At 63.2% G+C, this 23,061-nt stretch carries 15 protein-coding genes; 7 read left to right on the forward strand and 8 right to left on the reverse strand.

Annotation, left to right across the window (positions count from 1 at the left end):
- The first annotated feature begins 86 nt into the window (after positions 1–86).
- From ACVOMC_RS11305 to ACVOMC_RS11330, 6 genes are all read left to right on the forward strand, one after another.
- Positions 87–2,396 carry a beta-N-acetylhexosaminidase gene (locus ACVOMC_RS11305; protein ID WP_481524014.1) on the forward strand — a complete coding sequence of 770 codons (2,310 nt, stop codon included), beginning with the start codon at positions 87–89 and terminating at the stop codon, positions 2,394–2,396.
- Positions 2,397–2,723: 327 nt separating this feature from the next.
- Entirely contained in the window at positions 2,724–3,728 is a 1,005-nt protein-coding gene (locus tag ACVOMC_RS11310; protein WP_481524079.1) for a glucokinase family protein, read from the forward strand.
- 117 nt (positions 3,729–3,845) lie between these two features.
- Positions 3,846–6,686, forward strand: a complete 2,841-nt coding sequence (locus ACVOMC_RS11315; RefSeq protein ID WP_481524015.1) for a TonB-dependent receptor — start codon at positions 3,846–3,848, stop codon at positions 6,684–6,686.
- 842 nt (positions 6,687–7,528) lie between these two features.
- The gene (locus tag ACVOMC_RS11320; RefSeq protein ID WP_481524016.1) at positions 7,529–10,477 is read left to right on the forward strand and encodes a TonB-dependent receptor; all 2,949 of its coding nucleotides are present in this window, start codon (positions 7,529–7,531) and stop codon (positions 10,475–10,477) included.
- Positions 10,478–10,640: 163 nt separating this feature from the next.
- A complete protein-coding gene (locus ACVOMC_RS11325; protein WP_481524017.1) occupies positions 10,641–12,113 on the forward strand; it encodes an outer membrane protein assembly factor BamB family protein in 1,473 nt (490 codons plus the stop codon).
- Between the two features lie 120 nt (positions 12,114–12,233).
- The gene (locus ACVOMC_RS11330; RefSeq protein ID WP_481524018.1) at positions 12,234–14,588 is read left to right on the forward strand and encodes a beta-N-acetylhexosaminidase; all 2,355 of its coding nucleotides are present in this window, start codon (positions 12,234–12,236) and stop codon (positions 14,586–14,588) included.
- Between the two features lie 223 nt (positions 14,589–14,811).
- Here ACVOMC_RS11330 and ACVOMC_RS11335 read toward each other — a convergent pair whose 3' ends face one another.
- A complete protein-coding gene (locus tag ACVOMC_RS11335) occupies positions 14,812–15,207 on the reverse strand; it encodes a VanZ family protein (protein WP_481524019.1) in 396 nt (131 codons plus the stop codon).
- A complete protein-coding gene (locus tag ACVOMC_RS11340) occupies positions 15,195–16,379 on the reverse strand; it encodes a class I SAM-dependent methyltransferase (RefSeq protein WP_481524020.1) in 1,185 nt (394 codons plus the stop codon). Before ACVOMC_RS11340 ends, ACVOMC_RS11335 begins: the two co-directional genes overlap by 13 nt.
- Before the next feature lie 54 nt (positions 16,380–16,433).
- On the opposite strand from ACVOMC_RS11340, the gene ACVOMC_RS11345 reads away from it, so the two are divergent.
- Positions 16,434–17,171, forward strand: a complete 738-nt coding sequence (locus ACVOMC_RS11345) for a pteridine reductase (RefSeq protein WP_481524021.1) — start codon at positions 16,434–16,436, stop codon at positions 17,169–17,171.
- A 6-nt stretch (positions 17,172–17,177) separates the two neighbouring features.
- Here the strand turns inward: ACVOMC_RS11345 and folK are convergent, their stop codons facing one another.
- The 6 genes from folK to gnd form a co-directional block, all read right to left on the reverse strand.
- The gene (folK, locus tag ACVOMC_RS11350) at positions 17,178–17,666 is read right to left on the reverse strand and encodes a 2-amino-4-hydroxy-6-hydroxymethyldihydropteridine diphosphokinase (RefSeq protein WP_481524022.1); all 489 of its coding nucleotides are present in this window, start codon (positions 17,664–17,666) and stop codon (positions 17,178–17,180) included.
- Between the two features lie 143 nt (positions 17,667–17,809).
- The gene (locus ACVOMC_RS11355; protein WP_481524023.1) at positions 17,810–19,333 is read right to left on the reverse strand and encodes a response regulator; all 1,524 of its coding nucleotides are present in this window, start codon (positions 19,331–19,333) and stop codon (positions 17,810–17,812) included.
- A gap of 6 nt (positions 19,334–19,339) precedes the next feature.
- Positions 19,340–19,780, reverse strand: coding sequence for a response regulator (locus ACVOMC_RS11360; RefSeq protein WP_481524024.1), 441 nt, complete (start codon positions 19,778–19,780; stop codon positions 19,340–19,342).
- Positions 19,781–19,790: 10 nt separating this feature from the next.
- Positions 19,791–21,596, reverse strand: a complete 1,806-nt coding sequence (locus ACVOMC_RS11365) for a sensor histidine kinase (protein ID WP_481524080.1) — start codon at positions 21,594–21,596, stop codon at positions 19,791–19,793.
- Positions 21,597–21,747: 151 nt separating this feature from the next.
- Positions 21,748–22,104, reverse strand: a complete 357-nt coding sequence (locus tag ACVOMC_RS11370; protein WP_481524025.1) for a BON domain-containing protein — start codon at positions 22,102–22,104, stop codon at positions 21,748–21,750.
- Positions 22,105–22,149: 45 nt separating this feature from the next.
- Positions 22,150–23,058, reverse strand: a complete 909-nt coding sequence (gnd, locus tag ACVOMC_RS11375; protein ID WP_481524026.1) for a phosphogluconate dehydrogenase (NAD(+)-dependent, decarboxylating) — start codon at positions 23,056–23,058, stop codon at positions 22,150–22,152.
- Between the last annotated feature and the right edge of the window lie 3 nt (positions 23,059–23,061).

Genomic DNA, 23,061 nt, shown 5'->3' on the forward strand with positions numbered 1-23,061 from the left:
GAGTTTGATGCGCCGGGCCTGGATGATTCCGGGCCCGGCGTTTTTTGTTTAGTACCCTCTCGAACCACAAGAACGGAGCTCCGCCCATGACGAAGTCCCCTCCCGCGCGCAACCGCGCCCTCTGGCTTGGCAGCTGCGTATTGCTGGGCTTCACCGCGTTGCACGCGCATGCAGGCGACCTCGGCGCCCCGCTCCAGCTGATTCCGCTGCCCGCCAGCTACCAGGCGGTGGAAGGAAAAGACTTCGCCATCGGTCCTGCCACCCGCGTTGCCGGCGGCGATGCCACCTCGCGCCGGGTCGCCAGCCAGTTCATCAACCTGCTGAAACAGAATGGCGGCCCCGCGCTGGCCGTGAGCGACAAGGCCAGCAAGGCACAGATCCGCTTCCAACTGGACGCATCCGTGGCGACCGGGACCGAAGGCTATGCATTGAAGGTGTCCAGCAAGGGCATCGACGTCAGTGCGCGGGATGAGGCCGGGCTGTTCTACGGTGCGGTGACCGCCGCACAACTGCTGACCGGCGACAAGACCGGCCAGGTTGCCGCGGCCACCATCGAGGACGCGCCCCGCTTCAGCTGGCGCGGCTTCATGCTCGATTCGGCCCGCCACTTCCAGAGCATCGACGAGATCAAGAAGCTGCTCGATGCGATGGCCCAGCACAAGCTCAACACTTTCCACTGGCACCTCACCGATGACCAAGGCTGGCGCATGGAGATCAAGCGCTACCCGAAGCTCACCGAGACAGGCAGCTGTCGCGTACCGCTGGGCGATGCCGGCCGCAACGAGGAAACCGGTGAGCCGCGCACCTACTGCGGTTTCTACACCCAGGAGCAGATCCGCGAGATCGTCGCCTATGCCGCCGAGCGCCACATCCGGGTGATCCCGGAGGTCGACGTGCCGGGCCACGCCACGGCGGCCATCGCCGCTTATCCGGAGCTGGGCGTCACCGACCAGAAGCTGGTCATCGACAACCAGTGGGGCGTGTTCCCCAACCTTTTCAACACCGAAGAAAGCACCCTGCAGTTCCTCGAGAACGTGCTGCTGGAAGTGATCGGGATGTTCCCGGCCAAGTACGTCCACGTAGGTGGCGATGAGGCGGTGAAGGACCAGTGGATCGCCTCCAAGCGCGTGCAGGAGCATATGCGCGAACTCGGCCTGAAGGACGAGATGGAGATGCAGAGCCACATGATCAAGCGCCTGGAGAAATTCCTGGAGCAGCATGACCGGCGCCTGATCGGCTGGGACGAGATCCTCGAAGGCGGCCTTCCGCCGGAAGCGACGGTGATGTCCTGGCGTGGCACCGAAGGCGGCCTGAAGGCGGCCAGCGACGGCCATGACGTGGTGATGTCACCGGTCACCCACATGTACATGGACTACCTGCAGACCGAATCGCCGAACGAGCCACCGGGCCGTCCGACCACAATCACTCTGCAGAGGGCCTACGAATTCGAGCCGGTGCCGGCGGAACTGGCAGCCGACAAGCGCTCCCATATCCTCGGCCTGCAGGCCAACATGTTCAGCGAGCACACCCGCAACAACCGGAATCTGGAACACAACCTGTTCCCGCGCCTGGCGGCAGTGGCCGAAACCGGCTGGAGTCCGCAGGACAAGCGCGACTTCGAAAGCTTCCGCGCCCGCCTGCCCCGTCAGCTGCAACGCTATCAGGCCATGGGTATCGCCTATGCCAAGACGCCGTTCCAGGTGGACATGAGCGAGAAGGGCGACCGCATCGCCGGCACCGCCGAAGTGACTCTGGACAATCCCCTGGGTTATGCGGTGCGCTACACGCTAGATGGCAGCGAGGTCACCGCCAGCTCGCCCCTCTACAACCAGCCACTGCAACTGAAGCTGCCGACCGAGGTGCGCATGGCCGCGTTCTTCGACGGCAAGCCACTGGCTGCGGAAAACCGCTTCCAGGTAACCCGCGATTCCCTGCGCATCCGCGAAGACACCCAGCTGGGCCTGTGCCCGAACGGTGGCAAGCTGTTGCTGCGACTGGAAGACGACGGCCCGGCCGAAGGGGAGCGCGAGATCTTCAACGTCAACATCTTCAACCCCTGCTGGCTGTGGCCCGAAGCCGATCTGCGCGGCGTGCACAGGGTGAAGGTGCGGGCCGGCCGGATCCCCTACAACTTCCAGCTGGCCGGAGATGAGCCTGCCCGCAAGTTCGTACCGGCACGCAGCACGCATGGCGAGATGGACATCCTGGCCAATTGCGAAGGCAAGCCGCTGGCGAGCGTGCCCCTGCCGGCCAACCCCGCCGCCGACGGTTTCCTGGAGCTGGAAGCCCCGATTACCGGCACCGATACTCCTACCGACCTGTGCATCCGCTTCACCGGCGACACCCGCCCGAACATGTGGACACTGGATCGCGTGGAGCTGCAAACGGCGGACTGATCAACCCAGACCCCTGTAGACAGGCCGCTGTAAACAAAGGCCACCGGAGACGGTGGCCTTTTCTTTTGGGAGGACAAAAGGCATGCGAATAAATTTCACAGCCAAAGGCGTCACCCTCCACAAAACGGCTGAAACGTAAGCCAGGTTGCAGGTGAAAGTGAAATATACCGATAAATCATTGATATGAATGGAGCAGGTACAACCTGATCAATATGAAAATTTTTTGCAACGCAGCTTGACATCGTTGTCACCCAACACGAAACTCCGGCTACCGCAGCGCCCAGACACGCCGCGCGAATCTCCGGGGAAAGTCCAGTGGCCGTCAGCATCCATCCAGCACACGATGTCTTCCCCCCCCGCCCTGCCCCCCTGGTGGCCGCGGACGTGGGGGGAACACACGTGCGCGTGGGACTGATCCAAGCGGCTGTTGGAGCGCCATCGAATCTGGATGTGCTGTCCTATCGCCAGTACCGCTGTGCCGATTACCCCAGCCTCAGCGCCATCCTTGCCGACTTCCACAGCCAGGCACCGGGCGTGCGCGAATGCGCCATCGCCAGCGCCGGCTATGCACTGGAAGACGGCACGGTGATTTCGGCCAACCTGCCATGGGCGCTGAGCACCACACGCATCCGCGACGACCTTGGCTTCGAGGCGGTGCACCTGGTCAACGATTTTGAAGCCGTGGCACATGCGGCGGCCCATATCGATGCACGCCAGGTGTTGCAGCTGACCGGCCCGGCCGACGCAGCGTCGGGTCCGACCCTGATCGTTGGCCCCGGCACCGGCCTGGGTGCCGCGGTATGGATTCCCGGCCCGCATCGCTCGGTGGTGTTGGCCACAGAAGCCGGCCAGGCGTCACTGCCGGCCACCACCGCACTGGAAACGGCGGTACTGCAGCAGATGCTGCGGGGTCGCTCGCATGTCTGTATCGAACAGGCCCTTTCTGGCCCCGGCCTGCTCAATCTCTACATCGCGCTGTGCGCCATCCACGACGCCCGTCCTGTCCACGCCACCCCCGATGCCATCAGCACGGCCGCCCAAGGCAATGACGATCCGGTGGCGCGTGAAACCCTGCAGCTGTTCTGCGGAATCCTCGGCTCGACCATCGGCGACATGGCGCTGCTGTACGGCATCAAGGGCGGCATCTACCTGGCGGGCGGCATCCTGCCGAAGATCAGCCAGTTCCTTTTGAACAGCACCTTTGTCGAGCGCTTCCTCAACAAGGGGCCGATGACCACGGCGCTGCAAGGCATTCCCGTGAAGCTGGTAGAGCACGGGCAACTGGGCGTCATCGGCGCCGCAAGCTGGTATCTGGGCCGGAGGGACGCCTAACCCGGAGCACTTCCAACCGCAGTACCCCGGTGCATGTGTCGAATCAACCGCGCATGGACCCCCACTACGCAGTGTCCGGTGCACACCGGAAATCCAACAATGATGAGGAGAGACATCATGAGGTACCGCAAGTCCGTACTATCCGCCGCGATCGTCACCTGCCTGAGCTTCTCGGCCCACGCACAGGACGCCAGCCAGAGCGCGACCGACCTTGATACCGTCGTGGTCACCGGCATCCGCGCCAGCCTGAAGCAGGCCATTGATTCCAAGCGTGATTCCGATGCCATCGTCGACGTGGTCACCGCCGAAGACGTGGGCAAGTTCCCGGCCACCAACGTTGCCGAGGCCATCACCATCATCCCCGGCGTGACCATCGACAAGGCCTTCGGCCAGGGTGAGAAGGTCTCGATCCTCGGCACCGATCCGGCCTTGAACCGCACCCTGCTCAATGGCCAGACCATTGCCTCGGCCGACTGGTTCATCTCTGACCAGCCAGGGCGCACCTTCAACTACTCGCTGCTGGCTCCGCAACTGGTGAGCAAAGTCGAAGTCTACAAGTCGCCGGAAGCGTGGCTTGAGGAAGGCTCGATCGGCGGTACCGTCAACATCTCCACACGCAAGCCACTGGACCTGAGCGGCACCACCATCTCCGGCTCCGTCGGCTACCTTTACAACGACCGCGTTGAAGCAGGCGACCCCTCGGTATCGGCGATGTTTGGCTGGAAAAACCAAGCCGACAATTTTGGCGCCATCATCTCGGCGCAACGCTCGATCGAAAACATCCGCCGTGACGGCATCGAATCCTATGGCACGGTCACTGGCAAGGACTACATCAACGGCAAGGGCGGCTCGCCCAACTCGGTCACCACCACCACGACCGACTGGTCGACCGATCCCGCTACCACCATGCCGCCAAGCTGCGTGGGCGCCTGCAAAGACACCCTGCTCGCCAATCCGAACGCGGTGGCGCCGAACTCGATCAGTGCCCACTATTTCGAACAGGAGCGCGAGCGCGACACCCTGTCCGTGGCACTGCAGTTTAAGCCCAACGACAAGCTGGACATCGAGTTCAACGCGCTCAACGTCAAGGCCAAGTACGACAACATGACCCACTCCATGTTTGCCTTCAATGGCAACCCATGGAATGCGCTGGGCAATCTGACCGACCTGACCGTCGATGGCGGCGTCATCACCAAGGCCTCGTTCCGCAATGCCCTGACCGTGTACGACCTGCTGAACCGCCAGGCGACAGTGGACACCGACTCCTATGACCTGAAGTTCACTTGGAAGGACGAACGCTGGTTCGCTTCCGCCCACGCCGGCGTCTCCAAGGCCACCGGCGGCACCGGCAAGCAGGTGTTCGGTGAGTTCCTCAACAAGGCCAATTACAGCTATGACCTGAGCGGAAAAACTCCGACCCTGAATTTCTCCGGCTACCAGACCGACCCGATTTCCGACGTCGCCAACCACATGAAGCCGGGACAGTCCGGCAGCCCGTTCACCGATCCATCCGCATATCGCTTCGACGGCGGCGGCCCTGCCGGTGGTTGGCACACCAACCCCCCCTCCGCCACCAACTGGGGCGCCGGCTGGGGCGGCAATATCGTCACCAAGCCGACCCGGGACGAAGAGAAGTACGTCCAGGCCGACTTCGGCATCACACTGGATTCGCCTATCTACCAGCTGCGCTTCGGCGTGAAGCGTCGCGAACACGAAACCGCACAGTCGATGGCCGGTGTGTCACTGGCCTCGATCAAGGGCTATGGCGATTTGACTGCCGACCAGTTCGATCCGAAGCCGGTGCCGGACAGCTATCTCAGCGGCTTTGGCAACGTCGGCGACCTGTCCAACCGCTTCATGATCGACGGCTGGGCATTGGCCGACTACATCAACAGCGGCAAATGGCTGGCACCGTGGCAAACCATGCCGACGCCGAGCACGTTCAACGATCCGTCCTTTGCCTCCAACACCTGGTCGGTGAAGGAAGACATCAATGCCGCCTACCTCCAGGCTGATTTCAGCTATGACCGTCTGCGCGGCAACTTCGGTGTGCGCCTGGTGCAGACCGAGTCGGAAAGCACCGGCTACAAATGCTCTTCGCTCAAGAGCCCGTGCCCGGCTGACGGCTATGTGCTGAACACCATCAGCAAGAAGTACAGCAATGTCCTGCCGAACGTGAACGTCGCATACGACCTCAATGACAGCGTGGTGCTGCGTGGTTCGGCGGCGAAGGTCATCTCCCGTCCGAACTACGGCGACATGTCCAGCTACCTGTGGATTGGCGACCAGACCCTCACCGGCGGCGGCGGCAACCCGGAGCTGGATCCGTACGAGTCCACCAACCTGGACTTCTCTGCCGAGTGGTATTTCTCCGAGAACGCCATTCTGGCGGGTACGGCGTTCTACAAGAAGGTGGACAACTACATCCTGTACACCACCCAGAAGGAGACGCACTACAACCAGGCCGAGAGCGCCGACATGGAGTACGACATCACCCGTCCGAACAATGCCGGTGGCGCGAAGATCCAGGGCTATTCGGCTGCATTCCAGAGCAGCTTCGACAATGGTCTGGGCCTGCTGGCCAACTACACCTACGCCGACGCCAAAGCTGACGCGGGTGGGCGCCTGCCGTTCAACTCCAAGAACCAGATCAACGTCAGTCCGTTCTTCGAAAGCGACCGCTGGAGCGCACGTGTCACCTACTCGTGGCGCTCGAAGTACTACACGCAGGCTGACCGCGGAAACTTCCTGGTCACCGATGACTACGACTCGCTGGACGCCTCCATCAACCTCAAGCTGACGGAAAACCTGACCCTCGGCCTGGACGGCATGAACCTGCTGGATAGCGAGTACCGCTCCTATGCGGAAGTGCCGGGTATCGCCAACACGGAAAAGGTGATCCGCGGCCTCTACCGTACGGGCCGTCGCTACATGGCCACACTGCGCTTCGCCTTCTGATAGCCGCCACTGACTGTTGATTGTTTTACCGCTGTCTTTCTCCTCCAGCGGGCCTGGGTTTTCCAGGCCCGCTTTTTTTTGCCCGCCCACCGGCCCTGTCGCTCCAGTGTTTCTCCGCCATGCAGACCGGCCAGACACCGCCGATCCGACGGTACGGAGCGCCTGCAACGGACTCTCGCGGAAGAATCAACACGCTCGTAGAAGCGCTCAATTCCATCTGCGCCGCCAGCGGAACAGTGCGATCACCGTGGCGGATCAGCAACCGGCACAAGGGGCTACACGCCCGTCCCAGACGCAGCCACACCATTCCAGAGAAGCACCCGCATCGCAGTGCACGCATGTGGCGCAGCCAAACCAGACCGGGCGCAGACCAGAAGGAACGGGGCGGACTGCGCGAGGGTAAAAGCAGCGCAGACCGCCTACACCACCGACAGTCACCTCCCGGATGACACGGAAAACATCAATGAATCGATTGTGAACATAATTTTCATTATTAAAACAAAAACGAGCAGACGAGTTTCATATGAAATGAATTATGAAAAATTTTCAAGACTATTAATGTTTAAAAACAAACATATGGTTACGAAAATGAGAAAAATTTCCGACTGATTTTCATGAGAATTTTTTTTGCATTTAACCGAATGCTGACTGCACACTTCACCCACACCTCAGCGCCATCCATGACGCACTCAAAGGAATGACGTGGACAAGCCAGCCGTGCAGCCACTCGGATATAGCGCCCTCGCCACCGGCGGCCCTGCGTGCAGTTCTGTGGCGAGTCCATCGAAAGCCTTCACCAACCCCGATCGCACAGGGCGGCTTGCCGCGCGACCTGGCCGTCCTTGCTCGACGACCGGGTCCTCATATCCGCGGCGCTTCGCCCGCGACGCTTTCCCGCAAGCAACCCGCATGCGGACATCGCCGGCCAGCCCCTCCGCTGGCCACCACCAGCAAAGGGAGAGAGACCTTTGAACCATCGCAAGTCGCCGCTCACCGCGGCCATCGTCAGCTGTCTGGCATTGAGCTTCTCGGCTGTCGCGCAGGACGCCCGGGACGATGCCACCGAGCTTGACCGCGTTGTCGTCACCGGCATCCGCGCCAGCCTTCAGCAGTCGCTGGAAACCAAGCGCAATGCCGACGCCATCGTGGATGTCATCACCGCCGAGGACGTGGGCAAGTTCCCGGCCACCAACGTTGCCGAGGCGATGACCATCATCCCCGGCGTCACCATCGACCGCGCCTACGGCCAGGGCGAACGCGTCAGCATCCTGGGCGTCGACCCGGCCTTGAACCGCACCCTGCTCAATGGCCAGTCCATCGCCTCGGGCGACTGGAACATGTCCGACTTTCCGACCCGGACCTTCAACTACTCGCTGCTGGCACCAGAGCTGGTGGGCAAGGTGGAAGTGTTCAAGTCGCCGGAAGCGCGTCTGGACGAGGGCTCCATAGGCGGTACCGTGAACGTTTCCACACGCAAGCCGCTGGATATGCCCGAGCAGATCAGTATCACCGGCCGGGTCAGCTATGCCCGCAATGATCGCGTCGAAAAGACTGACCCCAGTGCGTCCGCAGCCTTTGGCTGGAAGAACAGCGCCGACAATTTCGGCTTCATCCTTTCAGCCCAGTCCAGCAACGAGAGTATCCGCCGCGACGGCATCGAGTCCTACAACACGGTGCGTGCGAAAAACTACCGCGATGGTCTGGATGGTGCCGCCGGCTCGGTCAACAACACCGGCGACGACTGGTCACAGCCGGCACTTCCCAACGGCAAGCAGCCTCAGAAACCAGGCACCTGCCAGGGCGCCTGTGCGGATGCGCTCAATTCCAACCCTGAGGCGATCGGACCCAGCACAATCAGTGCACACTTCTTCGAGCAGGAGCGTAAGCGGAATACCTACTCCGCCTCCCTTCAGTTCAAGCCGGTTGAGCAACTGAATATCGAAATCAATGCGCTGAAGATCGACGCCAGCTTCGACCACATGGCGCAGTCAATGTTCGCATGGCCGGGAAATACCTACGGCAGCCTGATGACGCTGACTGACGTCACCATCGAAGACGGCCTGATCACGGGCGGCAAGCACAAGGGCGGTCGTATGACGTTCGATATGCAAAACCGCCGCGCCAAGATCGAGTCTGAGACCTACGACATCAAACTCGATTGGAACGGCGATCGCTGGTACGCGTCCACACACATCGGCAGCACCAAGGCTGAGGGCGGTCCGGAGCAGGTGTACGCCAGCTTCCTGGCACCGGCGGACTACGAGTGGTCCATCGGCAACGGCCCGGGAACGCCTGCGACGCTGAAGATCATCGGAGACAACCCCTTCACCAACCCGGAAATGTTCCGCATGGACGGGGGCTACGCCAGCCCGTGGCATACCGATGCGCCGACACAAAGCAACTGGCGAAGCGGCTGGGGTGGCAACCTGATCGAGAAGCCCACGCTTGACAAGGAGACCTACGGTCAAGTGGATTTCGGCTTCAAACTCGACTCCCCGGTCTACCTGATCCGCGCCGGCTACAAGCAGCGTTCGCACGAAACCGGCCAGATGCAGCGCGGCGTGGTGCTCGACTCAGTCTCCACATACGGCGATGCCACGGCCGACATGTTCGACCCACGCAAGCTTCCCGGCAACTACCTCGACGGCTTCAGTGGCTATGGTGACTTGGGCAACCGGTTCACTATTGATGGCTGGAAGCTCGCCGACTACATCAACAGCGGCGACTGGCTGGCGCCATGGCAGAGTGCCCCGGTATCCACCACGCTGGGCAACCTGGAGTTCGTGCGTAACACCTGGACCATCGAGGAGGACATCAAGGCCGCCTATGTGCAGGCCGACTTCAGCCTCGACCGCCTGCGCGGCAACATCGGCGTACGCTATGTCCGCACCGAATCCGCCTCCAGCGCCTATGAATGCAACACCGGGCTGAAGAGCTGCACCGAGCGCGAATGGAGTCAGGAACGCATCGCCGCCTCGTTTGACTACGTTACCCGCAAGAGCAAATACAACAGCGTACTGCCCAACCTCAATCTCGCGTACGAGGCCAGCGACGACCTGGTACTGCGCTTGTCCGCGGCCAAGACCATGGCACGCCCGGGCTACTCGGACCTATCCAGTTACATGTGGCTGTCCGACCAGACCCTGACCGGTGCAGCAGGCAACCCGAACCTGAAGCCATATCGCTCCAGCAACCTTGATTTCTCGGCGGAGTGGTACTTCAGTGAGGACGCGATCCTGGCCGGCTCCCTGTTCTACCGCGATGTTGCCGACTACATCGTCAATGTGGCGCAGGACGAAACCCACTGGAACGACAACCAGCGCGACGATGCGGTGTATCGGGTTGACCGTCCGGTAAACGGTGGTGACGCCAAAATCAAGGGCGCATCAATCGCTTGGCAACAGAACATTGGAGCTGGTTTCGGCGTGATCGCCAACTACACCTATTCCGACGGTGAAGCCAGTGGTGGTCTGCCGCTGCCTTACAACTCGAAGAACCAATTCAACATCAGCCCATACTTCGAGAACGACCGCTTTACTGCCCGCATCACCTACAACTGGCGTGACAAGTACTTCACTCGCATCAATGGCAGCCAGCAGTTGTGGACGATGGACTACCACTCACTGGATGCATCGGTTTCCTACAAGATCACCAACAATCTCAGCGTGGGACTTGAAGGCATGAACCTGCTTGACGAGCAGTATCACAGCTACTTTGGCGCCGAAAAGCTGCTTAATGGCGCTTACAAGAGTGGCCGCCGTTACATGGCCTCACTGCGCTTCGCCTTCTAAGCCGTAATGCAAAACCACCTGGCGGGAGCCGAGAGCTCCCGCCAGGCTCAAGCTCACTCCGCAGTTCGTACAGGTCATCGCGCGCATGAGACACCCCTTCTTTGCCAAGGCCCCCCACCGGCCGCTTCTGCTCGCACCCACAGTGCAAGGCGTTGTGCTGCTGATGCTGCTTGCCTTGGGCCTGTCAGCCATCGCCGCTGATGATCTCTCCGGCTACTGGCTTGGCGAGATCGGCAGTCCGCGCGAGAAAGTCAGCATCGGCCTGAATCTGCAGGCAGACGCCCACGGCCGCTACGACATGCAGCTGGATCTGCCCATCGCCCATCTGCGCGCCCTGCCGTTGCATGGCAAGGCCGACCTGGACGACAGCGGCACCCTGGTTCACCGCAGCTTGCATATGGCGCTGCGCAGGCAGGGAAACGAACTCGTCGGCACCTTGCTTGGCAACGGCGAACGTATGCGCCTGCGGCGTGGCGAGCGCGACACGCTGCCCACGACAAGCGCGCCCGATGCCCCCGCATCCCTGCCGGACCCACGCTGGCAGGCCCATCTGGGTGGCCAGATCTTCGCCTCGCCGGTAGCCGACGGCGGCGTCGCCTATATCGGCACCACCGCTGGCAGCCTGTATGCCATCGATCTTGCCGATGGCAGCGTGCGCTGGGGCAGCGCGCTCGGCTATCCGATCTATGCAACCGCGCTGCTGACCGACGATGCGGTTTTCATCAGCAGCGATGGCGGTTACCTGCACCGGCTTGACCGCAAAAGCGGGCGCGAACAATGGCGCTCGTCGATCCAGGACGCACGCAGCAGCCGTGAACCGCCCAACCCGCAATCCGCCGCCTGGGAGTGGCAGGGCCCACGCCCGCTGCTTGCCAATGGCCAGCTCCATATCGGCGGTAGCGACGGCAGCGTGCAAGCGCTGGATATGCATACCGGCGCCAGTCGCTGGAAGCGCCAGCTGTCCGGTCGCATCCTGCACAGCCTCGCCAGCGATGGCCAGCAATTGTTTGTGGTTACCGAAGCAGGCGTGCTGCAGGCGCTCAATGCCCGTACCGGCAGCCCGCTGTGGCAATACCGCATGCCGGCACGTCCCGGGGCAGCCCCGGTGGTGTATCGCGGCCGGGTATTCTGCAACGACCGCAGTGGCGTGCTGCATGCCGTCGATGCACGCACCGGCAATGCACTGTGGCTGACCCAGTTCTGGACTTCGTGGATCGAATCGGAACCTGCCTTCGACGGCAACACGCTGTACATCGGCTCCTCCGACCTGCGCAAGGTCAGCGCCATCGACATCATCAACGGTCGCGTCCTCTGGCGCACCGATGTCGGCGGCTGGAGCTGGGGCACGCCGCTGGCGCTGGGCGATCACCTGGTGATCGGCATGGCCGCTGGCCACCCCTATTTTCTCGATCACGGCGCCGGTATCGGTGTGCTGGATCGACGTGATGGGCGCTGGCTTTCCGCCTACTCGCTACCGCCCGGACGCGGCTTCCAGTGGGGCATCGCCGGCAGTGTTTCCGGTGATGCGACAACGCTGGTAGCCGCCGACATCGAGGGTGTGCTGATGGGGTTTGATCTGGATGCGATGCTCCGTACAACCTCGGCCACAGCGCGGACCACGGCACACAGACCCTGACCCAGAGTGCATCGTGTGTTTTTTTCCCCCGCCCGGATCGCCCCCGTCATTCCAACAACCAGCTGTAAACGCAGCAATCGGCTGGCCACGGCCACCTGACATCGACCAAGAGGATTCACGATGACCCGACACCGACTCTCCACCCACCTCCTGCATGCGGCAATGCTGGCCATTCTCGCCAGCACCACAAGCCAAGCCGGGACCGCACACGCCAGCCCGTCGGCGCAGATGCAACCGGTGGATGCGAGCAGTGCCAGCATCATTCCCCGTCCTGTCGTGCTGCAGCCGCTCAGCGGCCGTTTCACCGTTGATGCCTCCACCCGTGTGATCGCCAATGGCGACACCGCGGCCGTCGCACGCCAGTTCATCCAGATGCTGGGCGACACTTCGCCACTGAAGCTGCAGCCAGGGACCGGACAATCCAGCAAGAACAGCATCAGCTTCCAGCGGGTTGCCGCGCGCGATGGCGCCTCCGCCGAGGCCTACGCGTTGCGCGTGGACAACAACGGCATCGTGGTGGAAGCCAGCGACGACCGCGGCCTGTTCTACGGCGCGATGTCGATCTGGCAGATGCTGGCGCCTGCACAGTCCGCTTCGGTGACAGTGGATGCAGTGCGCATCGATGATGCGCCGCGTTTTTCCTGGCGCGGCTTCATGCTTGATTCGGCCCGCCACTTCCAGAGCGTGGAGCAGATCAAGACCCTGCTCGATGCCATGGCCACGCATAAGCTCAACACCTTCCACTGGCATCTGACCGACGACCAGGGCTGGCGCATGGAGATCAAGCGCTATCCGAAGCTGACCGAGGTCGGCAGCTGCCGCGTGCCGGCCGGCGAGGCAGGCGTCAAGGCCGACGGTTCACCCAACCGGTATTGCGGCTACTACACACAGGACCAGATCCGCGATGTCGTGGCCTACGCTGCCGCCCGCCACATCACCGTGGTGCCGGAAATCGACGTGCCAGGCCATGCCCAGGCTGCTGTCGCCGCCTACCCGGAACATGGGGTGGTCAACGGCCCGACCCAGACCTCGCACAACTGGGGCGTGAATCCCTATCTGTTCAATCCGCGCGAGGAAACCCTGCAGTTCCTGGAGAACATCCTGAGCGAAGTGATCGGGATGTTCCCCGGCCAGTACGTGCATATCGGCGGCGACGAGGCGGTCAAGTACCAGTGGCAGGACTCGCCACAGGTGCAGGCCTACATCCGCGAGCTGGGGCTGAAGGATGAGGAAGCGCTGCAGTCGCATATGCTCAAGCGTCTGGAGAAGTTCCTGGAAAGCCACGACCGCAAGCTGATCGGCTGGGACGAGATCATCGAAGGCGGTCTGCCTCCGGAAGCGACGGTGATGTCATGGCGTGGCATCGAGGGCGGCATCGAGGCAGCCACCCATGGCCACGATGTGGTGATGACACCGGGCAATACGCTGTATCTGGACTTCCTGCAGACCAACTTGCCGGATGAGCCGCCGGGCCGCCCGAAGTTCACCTCGATGCAGCGCATCTACGCCTTCGATCCGGTCCCGGCCCAGTTGAATGCCGAACAGCGCAAGCATGTGCTGGGCGTTCAGGCCAATATGTGGACCGAGCACACCCGCACGTTCGAACGTCTGCAGCACAACCTGTTTCCACGCATGTCGGCGCTGGCCGAGATCGCCTGGACGCCGCTGGCGCGCAAAAGCTACGACGACTTCCTGGCCCGTCTGCCGGCACAGCTGCAACGCTACAAGGCGCTGGATATCGCCTATGGCCAGACCGCACTGGCCGTGGCAATGAAACGGCAGGACGACCGCGCCGGCAACAAGGTGACAGTAGAGCTGTCCAATCCACTCGGCTACCGCGACATCCGCTACACCACCGACGGCAGCCTGCCCACTGCACAATCGCCGGCCTACCCGGGTGCGTTGACGCTCCCGGTGCCCACGGAGTTGAAGGCGCTGACCTTCTTCAACGGCAAGCCCGTCGCCGATGCCCCCAGCGGCTGGACGTTCGATGCCGCCTCGCTATTGACCCGCACCGACAAGACCCTGGCGCAATGCCCGCAGGGCGGCCGCCTGCTGCTGCGCCTGGAAGACGACAATCCGCTGGAGGGCAGCGGACGGGACAACTTCGATGTCAGCATCTTCAACCCGTGCTGGCTGTGGGAAGACGCACAGCTGCAGGACATCGCCGCGTTCAAGGTCCGCGCCGGCCGCATCCCCTACAACTTCGGCCTGCTGAAGGAAGAAGAGGCCCGCCGCGGCTACCGCAAGCCTGTGGCCAGGCACGGCGAGTTCGAGGTACGCGCCGGTTGCGAAGGCCGCGTGCTGGCGTCGGTACCGCTGCCGCAACATCCGGGCAAGGACGGCTTCATCGAACTGGAAGCACCGCTGCGCAAGGGTACCGAACAGATCACCGATCTGTGCATGACCTTCAGTGGCGATACCCGCCCGCAGATGTGGGTGCTGGACCAGATCCGCCTGCAACCGGCCAAGTAGTTACCCGGGAGGGCGCGGTGCGTTCCCCAGGGTCCTCTCCACCCTGCGGCCCGCACCGCGCCATCTTTTACAGCCGTCACCGGTGCCGCGCAGGGCCCGGTGACCTGCCAACCGTAGCAGCCCGCCCGCGTGTGGAAAAGCCGATAGTGAGCGACGGCACTTCCGCGGCACACCACACCCGCTGGTTGCAGCGGCAACCCGGATTCCAGACTGGAACCGCCGCTCAACGCGGCTGCAAACGCAGCAGCAGATCGCGCAGTGGTGTCAGGGCGGTCAGCATCCCCGCGACAACTCCGCCGGTGTTGGCCAGCGCATCCATCGGATCGGCCATGCGGGTGGCGGTCAGCGCACCTTGCGCCCACTCGATGCCAATTCCCGTCAGCACCAGTCCCAGCGCAACCGCGCCCAGCGCGCGACGTGTGGCGAACAGCTGCACGGCGCAGGCGGCCAGCACGAAATACGCGAGGAAGTGTTCGAGCTTGTCGCTGTTGGGCGGCAATGCCAGCGGCGGCGGTGGAATCAGACACACCGCAATCACACCCAGCAATGCCACGCACCACAATCCCAACCACCACCGCGCGTGCCGCAACGGTTTAAGCACCGTGCTCACAGGCGCCAAGTCAGATCGCCCATCAGAAAGGCCGCCGAGAAATCCACGTCGCGACTGAAGCCCATCACCTGGAAACGCTCGCCCATCTCGCTGGGCAAGGTCAGCTTCTTGAGCTGATTGCGCAGACCTACCCGCCCCCGTTCATCCGCGTCTTGCTCGGCCTGTTCCAGCAGCCCGGTAATACCGTTGCCGAGCAGGAAGCTGGCCTGGTTGCTGTAACCGGCAAGATCAAAACCGGCGTGGGTACCGGCCTCGGCCAGCGCGGTGAAATCCACCGATGCGGTGATGTCCTGCAGCCCCGGCCACAGATACACCTCGTTGTGCGCGCGATGCCGGTAGAACGCGCGCAGCGTGCCATCGGTGCGGTCATGGCGGTAGAACTCCGCGCGCGGGTAGCCGTAGTCGATGAACAACATCGCCCCACGCCGCAGGCCACCGGCAACGGCCTGTATCCAGTACGGCAGCTGCGGCAGCACCTCCGAACGGTAGCCGTGGGCGAACGGCTCCTCCAGATACGCCTCGATGTGGCGGACCGATGCACTCAACAACGCATCGGCCGGCATCGCGCCGCGCACGAAGCGGCCTTCGCCATCCAGCTCCACGGTTTCTTCGTAGATCTCGCCGTCGCTGGCCAGAAAGCGCGGCGTCGGCAATGCATCGATCACCTCGTTGGCGAACACCACCCCGTCCCAGTCGTCATCGAACGGACGGTCCAGCCACTGGACCCGTGCGAACACCTCCGCGCACAGCGCCTTGGCCAGCCGCTCCCGCTGGCGCTCACGCAGATCCGCACTGGGTTCGAGAATCGCATAGCGCGCTGGCAGTGCATCCAATTCCTGCAGACGCTTGAGCATGACCTCGGCGAATGCGCCACTGCCGCCGCCCAGCTCCAGCATCCGCGCCTGCGGACCCAGTTGCTGCAGCACCGGTGCCAAGGCGTTGGCAGTGGTTGCAGCGAACAGCGACCCCATCTCCGGCGAGGTCACAAAATCGCCAGCAGCACCGAACTTGCTGGCGCCGGCACTGTAATAGCCCCAGCCCGGGGCATACAGCGCCAGCTCCATGAAACGTGAAAACGGCACCGCACCGCCCTGGGCGCAGATGTCGGCGCGCAGGTGGTCAGCCAACTGCTGGCTGTGCGCAAGCGCTTCGGAGTCGGGCGTGGGCAGGTCGGCGTGCATGATGCGGCGGTTTACGGGGACAATGCACAGGATAGCCGAGTGAGGAAACCACAGATGACAGAATCCCAACGGGTGGCCCTGGTCACCGGCAGCGCGCGCCGGATCGGCGCCGGCATTGCGCGGCACCTGCATGCCCATGGTTATCGCATCGCCTTGCACGCCCACCAATCCGGCGAGGAGCTGCAGTCACTGGCCTTCGATCTGGAAAGTGAACGGCCAGGCAGCGTGCTGGCGCTGGAAGCGGATCTGCGCGATGTTGCCTGCTTGCCGGATCTGGTGGAACAGGCCGTCAGCCACTTCGGGCGGCTGGATGCGCTGGTCAACAATGCCTCCAACTTCTTCCCGACCCCGTTCGGACAGGTGCAGCCGGAACAGTGGGACGAGCTGTTTGCGGTCAATGCCCGCGCGCCTTTCTTTCTCGCCCAGGCCGCCGCCCCACACCTGCGCCGCCAGCGCGGCGCCATCGTCAACCTGACCGATCTGCACGCCACCCAGCCGCTGCGCGACCACCCCGCCTACAGCGCGGCCAAGGCGGCACTGGAAATGACCACCCGCACGCTGGCGCTGGAACTGGCCCCGCACGTGCGGGTCAATGCGATCGCGCCCGGCGCCATCCTCTGGCCGGAACAGGGCAAGAGTGAGGCAGCCAAACAGAAGCTGATGGAGCGTACGCCGCTGGACCGTCTGGGCACCCCGCACGAAATCGCCTCGGCGGTGCGCTGGCTGCTGGACGATGCCGGTTACATCACCGGGCAGACCCTGCGACTGGATGGCGGCCGCACGCTGACCTGAGCCGGATCAGGCTTCCAGTTCGACGACGTCGAAGGCCTGGCCGTATTGCGGGTGGGCCTGCCACATTTGACGCAGGGTCTGGTGGCGCACCGGATCGACGAAATCCGGGGCGATATCGGCCAACGGCTTGAGCACGAACGCGTGCTTGAGCTCAGGCCGCGGAATGCGCAGATGGCCCGGTCCTTGCACCACCAGATCGCCGTAATACACCACGTCGATATCCAGCGTACGGTCACTGAAGCGCGGGCCGCTGCGGTCACGCCCGTGGGCATCCTCCACCGCATGCAGCCACTGGTCCAGCTCCAACAAGGGTATCTGCGTTTCCAGCATCACCGCGTTGTTGAGGAAATCCGGCCCGTCAAAGCCGACCGCGGGGGTGCGATAGGCCGGGGACACGCGCAGCGGGCCAAAACGCCGGCGCAGCACTTCCACCGCCAGATGCAGATATTGTTGCGGCCGCAGATTGCTGCCCAGGCTCAAGAGCACGGTGGTCATCGGTTGTCACTTGCCTGCGGCACTGCCGTGGTGGTTGGCACCATCATCAAGGCCGCGTGGAATCGGAGCGCACATGATAGGGCAGCAGTGAAGCAATGCCGACGCTGGCGTCGGATAAATCATGGTACTGACGCCAGCAGAACTCAGCTGACGCCAAGGGCATCGGCCACCGCGCGGAACACCCGCTGCATTTCCAGCGGTTTGGGCAGGGTGTGCACCCGGATGCCCGGCGGCGGAGGTATCTGATCGAAAACCCGCTCACCGGCCTCTTCCAGCACGATGGCCGGGCCATGGAAACCCATGCCGTGCATTTCAGCCAGCAGCTGGCCGGCCGACAGCAGCGGGATGCCCGCATCGACCAGCAGCACATCCGGCAATCCTGCCTGCTGCAGGTGCCGCAGCGCCGCGGCGCCATCCGCGGCCAGACGCAAGCGGTAGCCCTGACTGGAAAGCGCGTTGCCCAGCAACGACAGCCGCACCGCTTCGTCATCAACGATCAGTACACGCTGCCCGCGTCCGCCCGGAATCGCGGCCGGCCGCTCACCGTCATCAGACGCCAGCTCCGCACTCAGCGGCAGCAGCAGATCAAAGCAGGTGCCCTGTCCGGGCACGCTCTGGACGCTGATCACGCCTCCCAGGCCCTCGACGATGCGCCGGCATGAAATCAGACCCAGGCCGGTGCCCGTACTCTTGGTGGTGAAAAATGGAGTGAAAAGCCGTTGCAGCGTCGCTTCATCCATGCCCACGCCCTGGTCCTGCACGCGGATGCACAGTTGTTCGCCTGCCACCGGATCAAACGCGCGCTCGGCAACCAGCCGCAACTGCCCGCCATTGGGCATGGCCTGGATCGCGTTCAGACACAGATTGAGCAGCACCTGCTGCAGCTCCGTGTAGTTGGCCTCCACCGCCAGCCGTTCGTCGGCCACCTCCAGATGCAGCTCGACCGACGCGGGAATATTGCTTTTGAGCAGCATTCCCACCGCCTGGAACAGGCGCGACATTCCGACCGATTCGCTGGGCTGCCGCGAACCGCGCACGAAAGACAGCATCGACTCGGCCATCTCATGACCGCGACGCCCGCATTCGGCGATCACATCCGCCAGGCGGATCACCTTGGGATCATCGCTGCGGTCACGGATCAGATCCGGCACGATCAGCAGCGGCTGCAGGATATTGCGCAGATCATGGCTCAAGCCCGCCGCCAGCAGCGCCAGGCTTTCCAGACGCTGCGCACGCATCAGCTCCTCCTCGACGCGCGCGCGCTCCTGCGCACTGCGCGCATCACGGATGGCGCGTGCGACCGCGGAAGGAAGCCGGGCCGGGAGGTGCTTGATGATGTAGTCGTTGGCGCCGTTATGCAGTGCTTCCACTGCGGTTTCCTCACCCATGGTGCCGGAAACAAAAATAAAGGGAGTCTGTGGATGCAGCTCACGCACGATCCGCAGCGCCTGATAGCCGGAAAAACCCGGCATGCTCAGATCCGACAGCACGATATCCGGCGCTTCCTCCGCCAACGCGTCCAGCAGATCCTGCTCGCTGTCAACGCGTTCGAAACGCGCCTCCAGCCCGGCGTCCAGAATCTGGTCGCACAGCAACTCTGCGTCTTCCTGCGAGTCCTCCACCAGCAGGATCCGCAGCGGGCCCAACGGAGCTCCCATATTTGGCATCTGCCGTCACTCCAGCTCGGGGGCCTGGTTGATCACCGCCCAGAAGGTACCGATCGTCTTGACCGCGCTGAAGAACTGGTCGACGTCGACAGGCTTGACCACATAGGCGTTCACGCCCAGATCCCAGCTGCGGGCCAGATCACTTTCCTCGCGCGAGGACGAAAGGATCACCACCGGCAGCCGTTTCAGCTCTTCCTCGGCGCGGATGCGCTGCAGCACTTCCAGGCCATCCATACGCGGCATCTTGATATCCAGCAGCAACACCGCCGGCAGTCCATCCTCGCGACCCGCGAAGGCGCCACGGCGCAGCAGGAAATCCAGCGCTTCCACGCCGTCTTCCACATGGACGATGGGATTGGCCAGGCGCGCATCACGCAAAGCGTCGATCGCCATTTCGGCGTCGGCGGAACTGTCTTCGGCAATCAGGATCGTACGGAGTGGATTCATGTCACAACCTTCAACTGTGCGCCTCAGGCGCTTGCGGGGGAATAATGAAATGGAACGTTGCGCCCTTGTCGGTCTCGGCCTCGGCCCAGATGCGTCCGCCATGGCGCATCAGCACCCGGCGCACGCTGGCCAGCCCGATGCCGGTACCCGGGTAGTCGCTGGCCTTGTGCAGCCGCTGGAACACCCCGAACAGCTTGCCGGCGTACTGCATGTCGAAGCCGGTGCCATTATCACGCACGGAGAACTGCTGACCGCCGTCGGCAAGTGCCCGGGACGTCACCTCGATCACCGCTTTGTCGCGACCGGCAGTGTATTTGACCGCATTGCCCAGCAGGTTCAACCACACCTGCCGCATCATGTTCTCGTCGGCGATCAGCACCGGCAGCGGCCCGATCTTCCACTCGATCTCGCGGTGGGCACCATTCTCCGGCTCCTCGGCCTTGAGATTGGAATCCAGCAACGAGCGGGTATCGTCCACCAGCGACTGCATATCCACCGTCTGCATCCGCATCGCACCGCGTCCCAGGCGCGAGTAGACCAGGAGGTCATCGATCAGCGCCGCCATCCGTTGCGCCGAACCGGTGATCACCTCCAGATAGTGGCGCGTCTTCTCGTCGGCGCCGTCGCCCAGATGGCGTCCGAGCTTGTCGGCGAATCCGGCCACATGCCGCAACGGTGCACGCAGATCGTGTGATACCGAGTAGCTGAACGCCTCCAGCTCGCGATTGACCTCGGCCATCTGCTCGACCTTGCCTTCCAGCTGGCGGTTGAGCTCCTCCACCCGCACCTGCACGGCGCGCTGCAAGGTGATGTCACTGACGGTCATCAGCACCACTTCATCGTCCGCATCCGGCAAGGGCATGCGCCGGGCATTGATCAGCATGGTTCTTACCATGCCATCGATGCTGCGCTGCTCGTGCTCGAAATCCCACAACTCGCGTCCACGCAACAGCACGTCGGCCAGCCGCTGGCGGATGATGGCATCGGCCCACACTCCATCTCCGATCGATTGCAGCGGCCGCTGGTTGATGTCCTCGTGGTTGACGCTGTACAACTCTGAAAACGCGGTGTTGTGCAGCACCACCCGCTGTTCATGATCCAGCAGCACAATCGGCTCGCGGACGGTCTGCAGCACCGAGTTGGCGCGGGCGCTGGCCTTGATCAGGCGCAACTCCGCCTCGGCACGGCCGCCTATCTGGCGCTTGAGCAGCCACAACACCAGGCTCAGCAACAGCAGCTGCACCACCAGCGCGCTCCACGAGACGATCGACGACACACGCTGCCTTCGTTCGGCGGTGGCGGCGCGGTCGGCCAGCAGCTTTTCCTCGTGCTGCTGCAGTTCCTCCACCAGCATGCGGATGGGATAGCGGAACGTCATCTCCTCGATCATCGCCCGCTGGTGCGGGGAATCAGGACTTTGTGCCACTTCCTTGGCCAGCTCCATGCGGCGCTCGAGCATCGACTCGATGCGGCCCATGCGTACCAGCTGTTCCGGACTGTCTTTGACCAGCTCGGCCAGCTCCTGCATGGTGGACTGCATGCGGTCCATCCTCTGCAAACGCTCATCCAGGGCTGGAGACTGGATACCCTTGGACAGGGTCAGTGCCGCCGACTCCACATCGCGGATATCGGCCTGCAGGTTGTACAGGCGCGCGCCCACCGCCTGGGTATGGGCAACCCAGTTGGCGGCATTGACGCTTTCACGCGACAACTGCCGCATGGTAAGTGCTGGAACCACGATGATCAGGAAGGCCGCCAGGCCCAGGCCGATCAATCGCCAGCGATCCCAACCATCATCGGTGAACCTTGACAGCATCATCTCCCCTTGCATTGCTGGCCGTTACAAATAGCCGGGTAGGTCTATCACCTGCGTGGAGCAGGTTCGAACTTTCCCGCCGGATACCTGCGGCCGAAGCATTGCATGATTTACCCGCGGAGTGAACGCCGCGTCCGGCTTCATGCGACGTTCAACGCGGCATGGCAAATCCCGTGATTTTCAGCGCGGAAGCATCGACCGTGGCAACGCCGCGGGTCTGCATGCACAACGCGATGATCTGCTGCCGGGTCAGCTCCCCTTCCACGGTTCCTGCCAGCACAACACGCTCCTGCGATACCTCGACCGCGATTGCGGCACGACGCTCACGCACCAGCGGGACCAGCGCGGCTTTGATCCGGGTGGAAATCCACGCATCACCCGATGCCGTGGATGCATCGGCCGGAGGCGTTGGCACGGCATCTGTCCCGCTGGCTGGCTGCGCGATCGCGGCATCCACCAGCAGTGCGCAGACAAGGCCCAGCACGAACCCCCGCGTTGTCTTGTTCATCGCAGCACTGCTCCGCCGACCTGTACCCATCTGATGCCTCCATCGCTATGCATCTGCCTTCCTGATCGCGTGACCACCGAACTGACGGCGCATCGCCGCCAGCATCCGGTCGGTGAAGGAATTGCGCTGACGTGAGCGCAAGCGCTCCTGCAACGACAGGGTGATCACCGGCGCCGGCACCTCCAGATCGATCGCCTCGGCCACCGCCCAACGGGCTTCCCCCGAATCCTCGACATAAGGGGCGATCCCTGCCAACGTGGGATTATCCCGCAGCGCGTCGGCACCGAGATCCAGCAACCAGGAGCGCACCACGCTGCCATGGCGCCACAGCTCGGCCACCTGGGCCAGATCCAGTGCGAACTCGGCCTTCTTTTCCATCAAGGCAAAGCCTTCGGCATAGGCCTGCATCATTCCGTACTCGATGCCGTTGTGGACCATCTTGCAGAAGTGTCCGGCACCCACCGGTCCAACGTGCGCCCAGCCCCGGTCCATGGCCGGCGCCAGCGCCCTGAAAAGTGGCGCCAGTCCGGCCACCGTGCCGACATCGCCGCCCACCATCAGGCAGTAGCCCTCCTCCAGTCCCCAGATGCCGCCGCTGGTGCCGCAATCGACGAAGGCGACCCCACACTCAACGCAGCGGGCCGCCCGCGCTTGCGACTGCTTGTACCAGGAGTTGCCGCCATCGATCACCACGTCTCCGTTCGACAGCAGCGGCAATAACGCATCCAGCGTTGCATCCACCACCGTGGACGGCACCATCAGCCACAGCCGCCGGGGCGCGGGTATTGCGTGAACCAGATCCTGCAACGTGTCGCTGGTGGCAATACCGGCAGCCGATACCTGCTCCCGGGCCTGGGCCGCGGGATCAAAGCCCTGCACATGGATACCCGCGCGATGCAGCCGCTGCGCCATGTTGGCGCCCATACGCCCCAGACCGATCATTCCCAGTTGCACGCC

Source organism: Stenotrophomonas sp. STEN014 (assembly GCF_056760315.1).